Consider the following 13,638-nt stretch of genomic DNA (forward strand, 5'->3'; position numbering starts at 1 on the left):
GGCCGCCTGACACGCGCTGGTCACGCGCTCGCGTACCGGCTGCGCAGCGCCTTCTTGTCGATTTTTCCGACGCTGGTCTTGTCGATCGATTCGACAAACAGGATCGATTGGGGAACCGCGAATTTCGACATCAGCCCGCGTTCGACGAATTCGGCCAGGTGCGCGCTAATCGCGTCCGCGTCCGCGACCTCGCCGGCCTTCAGCACGACGAGCGCCAGCGGACGCTCTCCCCACTTCTCGTCCCCGATGCCGATCACCGCGACCTCGCTGACCGCCGGGTGACGGGAAATCAGGCTCTCGACCTCGAGCGACGACACCCATTCGCCACCGGACTTGATCATGTCCTTGATGCGGTCCGTCACCTGCAGATACCCGTCGCTATCGATGAACCCGATATCGTTCGTGTGCAGATACCCGCCCGCCCACAGCGTCTCGGACGCTTCCGGGTTGTCGAGATAGCCCTGCGTCAGCCACGGTGCGCGCACGACGATCTCGCCGGGCGTCTTGCCATCGTGCGCGACGTCGTGCATGCCAGCGTCGACAATGCGCAGGTCGACCAGCGGAATCGGCAAGCCCGTCTTGGTCCGGACATCCAGCGACTGCGACGCGTCGTCGAGCATCGACGTCCTGACCTGCGCGATCGTCAGCACCGGGCAGGTCTCGGACATCCCGTAGCCGGCAAAGATGTCGATGCCCCGCTCCAGTGCGAGCTGGGCGAGCCCCTTCGGCAGCGCCGAGCCGCCGACGATCACCTTCCAGCGGCTCAGGTCGATGTCCTTGCCGGCGGGGCTCGTCAGCAACATCTGCATGATGGTCGGCACGCAGTGCGAAAAGCTGACGTGCTCGCGCCGGATCAGGTCCAGCAGCATCTCCGGCGCATAGCGGCCGGGATACACCTGCTTGATCCCGAGCAGCGTGGCGACGTACGGCAGCCCCCACGCATGAACGTGAAACATCGGCGTGATCGGCATGTACACGTCGTCCCGGTCGATGCGGCCTTGCTTCGGCGAACTCGCGAGCGCGGCCATCGTCGCCAGCGTGTGAAGGACGATCTGGCGGTGCGTGAAGCAGACGCCTTTGGGTGCGCCCGTGGTGCCGGTCGTGTAGAACGTCGTGGCCCGCGTGTTTTCGTCGAAATCGGCGAAATCGAAGTCCGGCGACGCCTCCGCCAGTTGCGCTTCGTACTCGTTTGCGAAGCACGCGGGCAAGTCGGCGAGGCCGCTGTCGTCGATCAGCACGAACCGGTCGATATCGCGCAGCTCACCCCGGATCCTGTCGAGCACGGGAAGAAACTCTGCGTTGACCAGCAGCACGGATGCACCGGAATGGTTCAGCGTGTACGCGATCTGCTCGGGTGACAGCCTGACGTTGACCGTCATCAGCGTCGCGCCCATCATCGGGATACCGAAATAACATTCCAGATAGCGATGGCTGTCCCAATCCATCACGGCAACCGTGTCGCCCGGCCTCACGCCCAGCGCCTGCAGCGCGCTGGCCAGCTGCCCGATGCGGTGACGCAGCGTCCAGTAGTCGTACCGCGTCTGTCCCCGGTAAACGATCTCCTGCTCGGGGTTGACCGCGAGCGGCGTATGGAGCAGCTGCTTGATCAGCAGCGGGTACGCATAGGCCGACGACGACTGACCGACCAGCGAAGCGGTAGACACCATTGACTCCTCGACAGACTGTTGACAGACGCTCGACCCGACGCATCACGCCTTCCCGGCACGACAATCGCGTGATCGCAGGCCGGCCGGACATGAACCTGATGCAAGACTACGGGGAGGCAGGATGGGTGTGTGCGCGACGACGGGGAGGTAGGGTGCAGGGCGCCGGGGGGGTAAGGCTGGCACCCCACCCTCCCGTGGGAAAACCCTCATCACCCGCACCGTGACACCGATTATCATGGCGGGGTGAATTCCGGGCAGATTGCAATGAACTTACCGATCGATTCTGATGAAAATCTTTGGAATCTCTCGTTAATAAGAACGAAAATGGCCCCGCCGCGTCCGCCACGAGGCCGGGTGACGCGCCGGACGCTGCTGAAGAAGCTCGCTGCCGCGGCCGAGCACACGGTCACGCTGATCATCGCGCCGGCGGGATTCGGCAAAACCACGACGTTGTCCGAATGGTGCGAACTGCTCCGCACCCGGCACCAGCTCGTCGCATGGCTCAGCCTGGACAGTGACGACGACGATCCCGACCAGCTCGGCGCGTACCTCGTCGCGTCACTGAGCCACGGCACGGGCGGCGTCGGGCAGCAAGCCGAAAAGCTGCTGCGCAAGGATCCGCTCACCCCGGGCAGAACCGTCATCTCCGTGCTGCTCAATGAAATCGCGACCTGCGGCAAGCAGGTCTTTCTGATCCTGGACGACTTCGACCGCCTGACGTCGCCCCCGGTGTGCGCGGCGATGCTCCGGCTGTTGCGCTACGCACCCGAGAATTTCCACGTGCTGCTCGGCGCGCGCGGCGAGCCCAGGCTGGCGCTTTCGCAGTTCCAGGCTCAGGGCCAGCTGCTGCGAATCGACGAATCCGATCTGCGCTTTTCCGCGGATGACGCGCAAGCGTTCTTCGCGCGCACGGCCGCGGCGCCGCTCGACCGCTCCACCGTCGAGCGCCTCAACGACGCGACCGAAGGATGGATAGCAGGCCTGCAGCTCGCAGCCCTGTCGCTGAAGGAAACCACCGACACCACCCGGCTGGCGCGCGATCTCGCCGGCAACCGCTTCGGCATCGATGCCTATCTCGACGACGCTGTGCTGACCCGCCTTCCGCCGGCCATCTATCAATTTCTGCTGCGGACATCGATTCTCGATCGACTGAGCCCGGGGCTCTGCGACGCGATCATGGGCGCCGGCGCACGCAGTTGGGACAAGCTCGACTGGCTGGAGCGCCACAACCTCTTTATCCGCGCGCTCGACGACGAGCGGCAATGGTTCCGCTATCACGCGCTGCTGTCCGAAGCGCTCAGGCGGCGGGCCGCCCGGCAACTCGCCGACGACATGCCGCGACTCCACCATCGCGCCAGCCAGTGGTTCGCCGACGCGCGGCAATGGCCGGAGGCCGTGCGCCATGCATTGGCCGCCGGCGAAACGCTGCAGGCCGCGACCTGGGTCGAAAACTGCGCGATGGCGTTGATGAATCGCAGCGACGTGAGCGCGTTGTTGAGCCTGATCGGCAAGCTGCCGCATCAACTGGTGCAGTCGAGGTCGCGCCTGCTGCTTGCCAAGGCATGGTCACTTGCCTTTCTGATGCGCGTGTCGGAGGCCGAAGACGTATTGCGGACAGTGAAATCGGGCCTCGCGCGCCGTCACGTCGATGGCGCGCCGATGGAAGGCGAACCGGACACGACGCTGCCGATCGAGGTGATTGCCGTGGACGCGGCGCTTTCCGGCTTTCGCGACGACAGCTACCGGTCGCTCGAGCTGGGCCGGGAAGTCGCGGCGTCGCCACTGCCCGTTTCGGCGTGGGTCAGACGGATCGGCGAAACGGCGCAGGTCTTCGGCCTGATGCACGATGGCCGCTTCGACGAGGTCGAGCAGATCGGGCGCGAAAGAGCGGCCGATCCGCCCGACGATCACGAATCGGTGTACGCGAGCGTCTACAGCGAATGCATGTTCGGACTGAACATGCTGATGCATGGCCGCGCAACGGAGGCTGCTGCGCTGTTCGAGTCGGCCATCGCTCGCGCAGAAGCGAACGCAGGCCGCAACTCCGCGGCGGCGGCGGTTCCGGCAGGTTATCTGGCGGCCGTGTGCTACGAGCGGAACGATTTGTCCCGCGCCCGGCAACTGATCGACGACCGCTCGGCCATCACGGCGGAAACGTGTCCGCTTGGCTCGCTGTCGAACTACTGCCGCATCGCGGCCCGGCTGCACGCGCGGAACAACGATATCGCGTCGGCCTTGCTGTGCCTGAAACAGGGAACCGAAATCGCTGCCTCCCGACGCTGGCTGCGCATGCATGCCGCGTGCGACGCCGAAATCGTCCGGTTATGCCTGCAACGTGGCTGGATCGATCGCGCAAAGGAAGCGGCCGATGAACTGGAAGCGCTGATGCCCGAGCAGGTTCCGATGCCGATGGGCAGCTTCCTCGAGACGTGGACCAGCTGGTGCGAGGTGAACGCGCGGCTCGATATCGCGACAGGCAAGCCAGATCGGGCCGCTGAGCGCCTCGACGAATTGAAGAACACGCTGGCCCGGGCCGGCATGAAATATCTGGAAGCGCGGATGTCGCTGCTGCACGCATTGGCGCTCGAGCAGCTTGATCAGCTTCAGCCGGAACGTGCGCACGACGCGGCGTTCGAAGCACTGGAGGACGCACTGCGTTACGCACAGGCGAACGGCATGATTGGCAGTTTCATCGACGAAGGCACACCGGCGCTGCGCCTGCTGACGAAATGGGCACGCGATACGCCCGACCGGGCGGGGATTCAACAAACCTTCCTGGACAGGCTCGCCGCCGCGTTCGATCAGCATCGGCTGCCGGCAAGCGACGACGATACGCGCGCTGCGCGGAACCTGCTCAGCTCGCGCGAGATCGAGATTCTCAACCACATCGCCCATGGCCTGTCCAACAAGGAAATCGGACGTGCATTGCGCGTTGCGCCCGAGACGATCAAATGGCACTTGAAGAACATCTTCGAGAAGCTCAAGGTCGGCTCCCGATTCGAGGCCGTCCAGAGCGGGCTGGGCGTGACGCCGATCGAGCGCGGCGAAGCAAAGGAATCCGATGCGACGCCGCCGCAACATCGAGCGACGTAGCACCGGCGTTGCCGAAGCCTTGTGCGGCGTGCACATCGTGCCGCACTACCGGAAGCGCCCCCACTCGAGGAGCCATCGGAGCAGAAAATGCGCGTGACAACCCGAATTCCTGACATCTCCCCCCCCTTGCGTCAGTGGACCGCAGGCGTGATCCAGAACCACGCGGTGTTCGTCGAACGCGTGTACAAGGCATTGGTGAACGTCAAGCCGTATGCCGACCTCGATTCGACCACGAAGCTGGATATCCGCAATTCGATCGCGTTGTCTTCCAGGCTTTGGCTCGACACGCTGTTGTCGGGCAGCATGCCGTCGGAGGAGGCGCTCGAGCGCTTCCGGGAGTATTCGCGCCGCCGCGTCTACCAGGGCGTTCCGCTCGAAGCGCTGCTGCGCGCGTTTCGGCTGGGCTCTCGCGAACTATGGTGTTTGTACATCGAACTCGACGAGAAAAGCGACACCCTGCGAGACGAACTGCTGTTCAGCGTTTCTCCGTACCTGATGGGATTTTTCGACATCCTGTCGCAAGAGGTGTCCCAGACTTACCTGGAGGAGCAGTACAAACAGGCCCGCTGGCGAGAATCGCTGCGCTATCAGCTGCACAGCATCATTTTCAATTTCCCTGACGATGCCGACGGGTTCTCCAAGACGGCCGCCGCACTTCACCTCGACGTGACCGCTCCGCGCGTCGCGCTGGCCATCGATGTCGACGGGATCGACAGCAATTCGCCCACCTTCAAGAGCGAAATCGACCGGATCGTCGCCGCAGCTGCCAGGCGCCTCAAATTGCCTGTCGACGATCTCTTCGACATCTGGTTTCGCGGACAACTGCTGATCTGGATACCCGCCCGGATCGGCGATCTGATGGGCATCAGCGATCTTCAGATGGGCAAGCAGATCGCGTCGATCGCGGATACGCTGCCTGAAATCAACGCGATCGGCGTCGGTCTCCCCGGCGAAGGCGCGTCAGGCTGGGCGATGTCCGCGGAGGAAGCTGGCCGTGCGCTCAGCTTCGGCCGGAGTCGCAGTGATCAGGACCGGGTGCGCCTGTATTCCGAAATCGCCGTCGAGGAAAGCATCCGCGGAACGAAACGCGCGTTGAGCTATCTGGTTTCCCTGGTCGAGCAACTGGCCGGCGAACCGGATTTGCTCGACACGCTCCGAACCTACTTCGACCAGCTTCAGCGCCGAAAGGCGACCGCAAGCGTGCTGGGCATTCATCCCAACACGCTCAACTACCGGCTCGAGCGCATCGAGAATATTCTTGGCGCACGGCTGGACGACACCGGCTGGATCTCGAAGCTCGACATTGCGATCAAACTGCGCGGCGCACTCGAATGACGGCCGCGTGGCGACAGGCGCTTCAATCGACGCTTCGTCGGGTCGTCCGCAAAGCCTGGCCGATGTCAGCGCTGCGTTGCGGCGCGCGAGCCGCACGCTTCCGACCGAAGACCGCACGCCCCTTCTTCAGGCCGATCGCCAGCGCAGACAGGATCAACGCAATCGACACCCAGTCCGACGCGCTCGGCACCTGATGCACGATGAAGATCGAGCTGACGGTGCCGAACACCGGCATCAGCTACCTCGAATGGCGGCAGCAGGCCTGCCTGCTCGCAGCCGTGGTCCGACCGGGCAACGGCGAACCCGTCACGCGCGTCGCGATGGAACTTGGCTACAGCAGCCCGAGCGCCTTTTCGACGGCGTTCAAGGGCGCCCTGGGCGAAGTCCCCAGTCGGTACTTTGTGAAGTAAACACAGACTGTTCTGTCGGTCTCCCCGGCTGCGCGGCTGCTTGAGCCATGAACGGTTCGGCCGCGGCACATTCGGGCTGCTCATGATCTCCCGAACGGCGCAGGTTCTGACCTGCTTGAGCAAGCCTTCCCATGATCCTCATATATCCGGCCATCGGACGATTCCGCATTGGAAAAAAAGCTAGCTTCGTTGTGCGTTGCTACATAGGCTGAAAATCGGCATCACCTTAAGATCGATTGTGCCCGGTATCGCTGACTTGCACGACGGACGGGTAACAGGAGGCGCCAGGATGGAGATCGGCAGACCGGACTGTCCAATATGGTCACACATGGTGGGCATGCTTGACGGCAAGGAGCAAGTTGCGGACCAGATCCGGCCGCCCGGCAAGAATGTCGGACGAATGGCACATCCGGACGATCTTTCCTCTGTCGCGACGGTCAGGATATTAGGACGTCAAAGCATATCGACGATCAGCGTGGCATGGCTGGACCCGACTGCCTGCCACTACGGCGAGCAGATCTGGAAGGTCTGCATAGCCCGGCATCGCGGTATCTGCGCGTTGTCGCACGAACCGATACATGTCGGCGACCTTGTCTATCGGCCGTCCCGCTTGCGGCCGAAGCCCGTCAATCTGAATTTCATGATTCTCGCCGCTTGCGTCGAGGACATTCAGGTGCTCGACGCCTGATGCGGCCGTGCGTCGGTGCGCAGCACGACAACACCCGCCACGGGGCACACATCCGTTCGTGTCATCCGCGCGCCGTTAGTGCGGAATCAGCACGAATCATCCTTTAGAGAAATCGATCCGATGCCAAACACTCTGCCACTCCCCGTTTTCGACACCATTCTCTACGAAAAGAGACAGGCGACGGCCTATGTGACGCTGAACCGCCCCGAGGTGATGAATGCGTTGAACCAGAAGGCGATCGCGGAACTGCATGCAGCGTTCCAGGATGCGCGGGACGACACTCAGATTCGCGGGGTCATCATCACCGGCGCAGGCAATCGCGCCTTTATCGCCGGCGCCGACATCAGCGAGCTGGCGACCGCGACGCCGATCGAAGCGGAGCGGCGCACGCGTGCCGGCCAGGACCTGCTCAATCTCGTCGAACATCTCGGCAAGCCGGTCATCGCCGCCGTGAACGGCCTGGCGCTGGGCGGGGGATGCGAGACCGCGCTTGCATGCACGATCCGCCTGGCGAGTCCCGCCGCGAAGTTCGGCCAGCCTGAAGTCAAGCTCGGGCTGATTCCCGGCTTTGGCGGAACCCAACGGCTCCCTCGCGTCGTCGGCAAGGGGGTCGCGCTGCAACTGATCCTCACCGGCGAGATGGTGTCGGCTGAAGAAGCACATCGGATCGGTCTGGTGAATGAAGTCGTCGAGGCCGGCAGCCTGATCGCCCGGGCGGAAGCGATTCTGGCGCAGATTGCCGCGAACGGGCCGCTGGCCGTCGCCTATGCGATCAACGCCGTCAACCTCGGACTCAACGCGGCTTTACCCGAAGGACTTGCGCTGGAAGGAAAGCTCTTCGCGCTGTGCGCCGCCACCGACGACAAGAAGGAAGGAACCTCGGCCTTTCTGGAGAAGCGAGCGCCGAAGTTCCTGGGCCGCTGACATGTCACGGCCTCTCTGCACCGGCGCGCGATTCGGATCATTCCGTTCGACGCAATGCCCAACCCTCACATCGAATCCGGAACACTGCAATGACTGACGGAACACACGTGTTTTCAGGCCTCAAGGTGGTCGATCTCGCGAGCTACATTGCCGGCCCTGCGGCCACGACGATACTCGCCGACTTCGGCGCGGACGTCATCAAGATCGAGCCGCCGGGTACGGGCGACGTCTATCGCTTCTTCTCGAGCATTCCGCCGAATCCCGTTGCCGGCACAAACTATGCGTGGCAACTGACGAACCGCAACAAGCGCAGCATCGCGCTCGACCTCAAGTCGCCCGACGCGCGGGAAGTGCTGACGCGTCTCGTCCGGTGGGCCGATGTGCTGGTCGTCAATTTCCCGCCGCGCGTAAGGGCCGCGTTGGGCGTGACCTATGAGGACCTTGCTCCGCTGAATCCGAAGCTGATCTATGCCGACATCACCGGCTATGGCGCGCAGGGCCCCGAGGCCGATACCCCGGGATTCGACGTCACCGCGTACTGGGCACGCTCCGGCCTGATGGAAGTGACCCACGATGCGGGCAGCCCGCCGACCCTTCCCATTCCGGGCATTGGCGATCACGCGACGGCAACGACGCTGTATGCCGCGATCGTCACGGCGCTCTACGAGCGCACGAAGACCGGCAAAGGCAGCCACGTGACGACCTCCCTGATCGCCAACGGCATCTGGGCGGCAGCGGCATGGGTCGAAGGCGGCCTCAACGGCGGCAAGTTCTTCCCGCAGCACGACCGCAAGAGCCCGCCGAATGCGCTGCTCAATCCGTACCGGACGAGCGACGGGCGCTGGATCCTGCTGGTCGCCGCGCAACGCAAGGAATGGGCGCCGTTCGTCCGCGCGATCGGGATGCCCGCGCTTCTGGAGGATCCGCGCTTTGCCGACGAACGGCTGCGCGCCGAACACGCGGCCGCACTGGTGGAGATCCTCGATCCGTTGTTCGACAGCCAGCCGTTGGCCTTCTGGAAGCAGGCGCTCGCCGCCGAGCGCGTGATTTTCGGTGTCGTGCAGGTTGCCGAGGAAATCATTCACGATCCGCAGCTCGAGCTCAACGGAATCGTCGTGCCGCTCGAAGTGCCGGGCCAGCCCGCCACGAGAACGGTCAGCAATCCGATTCATATCGCCGGGCAGCGGAAGGTGAAGCCTGGCGCGGCACCGCAGCTCGGCGAACACGGCGCGGAAATCCTGACCGAGATGGGCTTCGACGACGCCGAGATCGCCCGTCTGCAGGATGCGGGCGTGGTCGCCCGCTTCGACAGCGCGAACTGACGCGTTGCGCCATCCAATGGCCTGAACGCCTCCTCTCGCGACAACCCACCGGCTGGCTGACGCCAGCCGCACACTCGGAGCCTTTCATGACTGAAGACGAAATCCGCGCTCGCGCGTATGCGATGCCGATCGGCAGCCCGGCGTATCCCAAGCCGCCGTTCCGGTTCATCGATCGCGAATTCATCATCATTACCTACCGCACCGATCCGGAAGCATTGGCTCGCGTGGTCCCCGCTCCGCTGCTTCCGACCGAACCGATCGTCAAATACGAGTTCATCAAGATGCCGGACTCGAGCGGGCTCGGTTCCTACACCGAATCGGGCCAGGTGGTCCCGGTATCGTTCAACGGCGAAACCGGCGGCTTCACCCACGCGATGTATCTCGACAGCGAAGCCGGCATCGCTTCCGGCCGCGAACTGCTCGGTTTTCCGAAGGTACTGGCCCAGCCGAAGCTCGAAATCCGCAACGACGCGCTGGTGGGCACGCTCGACTACAACGGCGTACGGGTCGCGACCGCGACCATGGGATACAAGTACGAGCCGCTGGATCTCGCCGCCGTCAGGAAGACGCTCGAGGCGCCCGGCTTCCTGCTGAAAATCCTGCCGCATGTCGACGGCTCCGCCCGCGTCTGCGAACTGGTCAAGTACTACGTGACCGACATCACGGTGAAGGGCGCGTGGACCGGCCCCGCCTCGCTGGAACTGCATCCGCATTGTTTCGCGCCGGTCGCCAAGCTGCCGGTGCTCGAGGTGCTGTCCGCGGTCCACCTCCTCACCGACCTCACGATCGCGGGCGCGGAAGTCGTCCACGACTATCTGCGCGCGCCCACGAACGCCGCCTGATCAACGTTTTCCAGGAAATCATCATGACTGCCAGCGCGAAGCCCAACCACCCGCTTCCGGCCCCCGACAGCGACTTCTACCTGATTCGCGAGTTCCTGAGTGAAGACGAACGTGCAGTGCTGAAACGCGTGCGCGCCTTCATGGAGGAGCAGGTTGCGCCCGTGATCAACAAGTTCTGGGCCGCGGATGCTTTCCCGTTCGAGCTGATCCCCGGGATCAGGGATCTGAACATCGTCGGCGTCGGTTTCAAAGGTTATGGCTGCCCCGGCGGCAGCACACTTCTCGATGGCTTCATCGCGATGGAGCTGGCACGCGTCGACTCGTCGATCTCGACCTTCTACGGGGTCCATAGCGGGCTGGCCATGGGGTCGATCTATCTCGGCGGATCGGAGGAACAGAAGCAGAAATGGTTGCCCCCGATGGCGCGGCTGGAAAAAATCGGTTGCTTCGGACTGACCGAACCGCTGGTCGGGTCGGGCGCCGGCGGCGGCCTGCTGACGACCGCCAGGCGCGAAGGCGATACGTGGATACTCAACGGCCAGAAGCGGTGGATCGGCAATGCGCCGTGGTGCGACCTGTCGATCATCTGGGCACGTGACGTCGACGACAACCAGGTCAAGGGCTTCATCGTCGAGAACAAGACCACGCCGGGCTTTTCCGTCGAAAAGATCGAGAACAAGATCGCGCTTCGCGTCGTGCAGAACGGCCAGATCACGCTCGACAACTGCCGGGTGCCTGAAGAGAACCGCCTGCAGGGCGACCAGTCGTTCCGCGACACGGCGCGCGTGCTTCGGCTCACCCGCCAATACGTCGCGTGGGAAGCCGTCGGTTGCAGCATGGGCGCCTACGAACATGCGGTGCGCTACGCGCAGACCCGCGAGCAGTTCGGCAAACCGATCGGGTCGTTCCAGATGGTGCAGGACCACCTCGCGAAGATGCTCGGCAATATCACCGCGTCGCAATGCATGGTCGTGCGGCTTGCCGAATTGCAGGACCAGGGCAAGTTGCAGGACCAGCAATCGTCGCTGGCCAAGGCGTTCTGCACGAGCCGCATGCGCGAGACCGTTGCGTGGGCCCGTGAAATATTCGGCGGCAACGGCATCGTCCTCGACTACAACGTCGCGCGCTTCTTCGCCGACGCGGAAGCGCTCTATTCGTACGAAGGCACACGCGAAATGAACCACCTGATCGTCGGCAAGGCGGTGACCGGTTTCAGCGCGTTCGTCTGACCCACTCCACTCGAAGGATTTTAGCCATGGGCAAAGATATCAACCGCGTTGCCATCATCGGCACCGGTGTCATTGGCGCAAGCTGGGCCGCGCTGTTTCTGGCCAAGGGCCTGGACGCCGTCGCAACGGACATCGCCCCCGATGCCGAGCCGAAGCTCCGGGCATTCATCGACGCCGCTTGGCCCACGCTCGAGCAGTTCGGGCTCGCGCCGGGCGCATCGCGCGCGAGACTGCAGTTCACCGCGAATCTCGATGAAGCCGTGACCGGCAGCGATTTCGTGCAGGAGAACGGGCCCGAGCGGATCGACTTCAAGAGGGATCTCTACAAGCATCTCGACGCCATTCTGGCGCCGGACGCGATCATCGCCTCGAGCTCGTCCGGCCTGACGATGAGCGAGATCCAGTCGGCCTGCGAGCGCCATCCGGAGCGCTGCGTGATCGGCCACCCGTTCAACCCGCCGCATCTGATTCCGCTGGTCGAGATCGTCGGGGGCGCGAAGACGTCACGCGAAACGATCGAGCGGGCGACCGCGTTCTATACGCGCCTCGGGAAGAAGACCATCCAGCTCAACAAGGAAGTGCCCGGCCACGTTGCGAATCGCCTGCAGGCGGCGCTCTGGCGCGAGATCGTCCATCTGATCGCGGAAGACGTCGTCAGCGTCAAGGATGCCGATACCGCGGTGTGCTGGGGGCCGGGCCTGCGCTGGGGCATCATGGGCCCGAACATGCTGTTCCATCTCGGTGGCGGGCAAGGCGGCATCGAGCACTTCTTCGACCAGTTCACCGGCCCGATGACCGCGTGGTGGAGCGTGCTGGGCACGCCGCAAATCACGCCCGAACTTCGCCAGAAAGTGATCGCAGGGGTCAAGGACGAAGTCGCCGGCCAGTCGATCGATCAGTTGGCGGCGCGCCGCGACAAAGTGTTGCTCGGTCTCCTTTCGCTGCGGCGGGACGGAAACTGAAGCGGTTACCGCCTTTGCGCCGGGGCAGGTTGCCCGGCAGCGGGAGGGTGCGCCCTGTGCGATGTCAACGCATCGAGAGCGGCGGCAACGGCCGCTCTCGAATTCGCGGGCTGGATGATCGCGACGCAAGCACGCGCGCGCATGGCGTCGTGCGGTCGTCGCGTCAGCCGGCCTTTTGAACGCGAAGGCACGCTACTCGCGCATGCCACGCAGCCTCAGCGCGATCTCGAACCTGGCGATCCACGCGGCGTCGTCGAGTTTCGCGCCCGTGATGTTTTCCGCACGCTCGAGCCGGTGATCGAGCGTGTTCGGATGGATGCCAAGCGCCGCTGCCGTGACCTTCCGCCTCTGCATGTTCGCAAAGAAGGTCTCCAGCGTCAGAACGATCTCCGGCTCGCTCGACAGTTCGTCGATCAGCGAAAGCAGATAGTTGAGCGCGCCGTCGTGACTGCGTACGCATTCCTCGATCACGATGTCCGAATAGCGATTCATCCGCTGCTCGGCATTCACGCTTCGGCCGACATCCAGCGCCCGGATCGCCTCGTCTGCTGACGCTGCCCAGCCTTTCGCGCCCGCGCCTGCCAGGCCGATGCCCACGGACGCGATCGAGCGCTGAGCGGCGAGCAACGCAGACATTCGGTCCGTGACACGCCTGTCGCTCGCGATGACCGACTCGTCGTGATGGCATGGCGCCCAAACGATCAGGCGATCACGATGCCAGACGTCGATCAGGCTGTCTCGGCTTGCCTTCAGATGCCGCGCCACGGCGAGCACGAATCGATCGGCCTCCGCTTCCGAATGCAACGCGCCGCGATCCAGGCGCGCCGACCCGATAGCGATCGCGACCCTGCGGACGGTGTGATCGAGGCCCAACGCCGTGGCGGTCTTGCGGAACGCTTCGTCATCGCCGGCGTGGTTGAAGATCACGTCATGAAGCTGATACCGCAACGATTCCCGCCAGCGCGCCTGCTGATGCTGCTCGTCGAGATAGGCCCGCGAAATCCGCTGAGCCATGTCGTCGAGAAAGTCCATCAGGTACGGCGAAATCACGAAAATCAGCTCGTCGCGCAACGCATCATGTTCGTTGGCGAGTTCGGCGCACTTGTGCCATACCTCCTTCAGCCCGACACGAAACGCCCTGAGCAGCGATGGCAGCGGAATGCCCT

Annotated in this window: 12 protein-coding genes; 9 read left to right on the forward strand and 3 right to left on the reverse strand. The window is 63.9% G+C overall.

What is annotated here, in order from left to right; translation table 11 throughout:
- Positions 1–20: 20 nt before the first annotated feature.
- Positions 21–1,667 (reverse strand): fatty acid--CoA ligase, encoded by a 1,647-nt coding sequence (locus tag ACV22Z_RS02710; RefSeq protein WP_448074771.1) that lies wholly within the window; start codon positions 1,665–1,667, stop codon positions 21–23.
- 264 nt (positions 1,668–1,931) lie between these two features.
- Here ACV22Z_RS02710 and ACV22Z_RS02715 point away from each other — a divergent pair, with 264 nt between their 5' ends.
- Positions 1,932–4,760 carry a LuxR C-terminal-related transcriptional regulator gene (locus ACV22Z_RS02715; protein ID WP_448074772.1) on the forward strand — a complete coding sequence of 943 codons (2,829 nt, stop codon included), beginning with the start codon at positions 1,932–1,934 and terminating at the stop codon, positions 4,758–4,760.
- An 87-nt stretch (positions 4,761–4,847) separates the two neighbouring features.
- Entirely contained in the window at positions 4,848–6,095 is a 1,248-nt protein-coding gene (locus ACV22Z_RS02720) for a PucR family transcriptional regulator (protein ID WP_448074773.1), read from the forward strand.
- Positions 6,096–6,117: 22 nt separating this feature from the next.
- Here the strand turns inward: ACV22Z_RS02720 and ACV22Z_RS02725 are convergent, their stop codons facing one another.
- The gene (locus ACV22Z_RS02725) at positions 6,118–6,330 is read right to left on the reverse strand and encodes a hypothetical protein (RefSeq protein ID WP_448074774.1); all 213 of its coding nucleotides are present in this window, start codon (positions 6,328–6,330) and stop codon (positions 6,118–6,120) included.
- Between ACV22Z_RS02725 and ACV22Z_RS02730 the strand changes: the two genes are divergently transcribed.
- The 7 genes from ACV22Z_RS02730 (at position 6,296) to ACV22Z_RS02760 (ending at position 12,472) form a co-directional block, all read left to right on the forward strand.
- Positions 6,296–6,505 carry a helix-turn-helix domain-containing protein gene (locus ACV22Z_RS02730; protein ID WP_448074775.1) on the forward strand — a complete coding sequence of 70 codons (210 nt, stop codon included), beginning with the start codon at positions 6,296–6,298 and terminating at the stop codon, positions 6,503–6,505. The two genes, ACV22Z_RS02725 and ACV22Z_RS02730, sit on opposite strands and share 35 nt — an antisense overlap.
- A 289-nt stretch (positions 6,506–6,794) precedes the next feature.
- Positions 6,795–7,193, forward strand: a complete 399-nt coding sequence (locus ACV22Z_RS02735) for a DUF3331 domain-containing protein (RefSeq protein ID WP_448074776.1) — start codon at positions 6,795–6,797, stop codon at positions 7,191–7,193.
- Between the two features lie 120 nt (positions 7,194–7,313).
- Positions 7,314–8,117 (forward strand): enoyl-CoA hydratase/isomerase family protein, encoded by an 804-nt coding sequence (locus tag ACV22Z_RS02740; RefSeq protein WP_448074777.1) that lies wholly within the window; start codon positions 7,314–7,316, stop codon positions 8,115–8,117.
- Positions 8,118–8,206: 89 nt separating this feature from the next.
- Positions 8,207–9,439 carry a CaiB/BaiF CoA transferase family protein gene (locus tag ACV22Z_RS02745; RefSeq protein WP_448074778.1) on the forward strand — a complete coding sequence of 411 codons (1,233 nt, stop codon included), beginning with the start codon at positions 8,207–8,209 and terminating at the stop codon, positions 9,437–9,439.
- Positions 9,440–9,525: 86 nt separating this feature from the next.
- Positions 9,526–10,281: an acetoacetate decarboxylase gene (locus tag ACV22Z_RS02750; protein WP_448074779.1), complete on the forward strand. Its 756-nt coding sequence runs from the start codon at positions 9,526–9,528 to the stop codon at positions 10,279–10,281.
- A gap of 23 nt (positions 10,282–10,304) precedes the next feature.
- Positions 10,305–11,510 (forward strand): acyl-CoA dehydrogenase family protein, encoded by a 1,206-nt coding sequence (locus tag ACV22Z_RS02755; protein ID WP_448075147.1) that lies wholly within the window; start codon positions 10,305–10,307, stop codon positions 11,508–11,510.
- A 26-nt stretch (positions 11,511–11,536) separates the two neighbouring features.
- Entirely contained in the window at positions 11,537–12,472 is a 936-nt protein-coding gene (locus tag ACV22Z_RS02760) for a 3-hydroxyacyl-CoA dehydrogenase NAD-binding domain-containing protein (RefSeq protein WP_448074780.1), read from the forward strand.
- A 192-nt stretch (positions 12,473–12,664) separates the two neighbouring features.
- Here ACV22Z_RS02760 and ACV22Z_RS02765 read toward each other — a convergent pair whose 3' ends face one another.
- Positions 12,665–13,504 (reverse strand): PucR family transcriptional regulator, encoded by an 840-nt coding sequence (locus ACV22Z_RS02765; RefSeq protein WP_448075148.1) that lies wholly within the window; start codon positions 13,502–13,504, stop codon positions 12,665–12,667.
- Positions 13,505–13,638 lie beyond the last annotated feature (134 nt).

The organism is Burkholderia sp. PU8-34 (assembly GCF_053427725.1).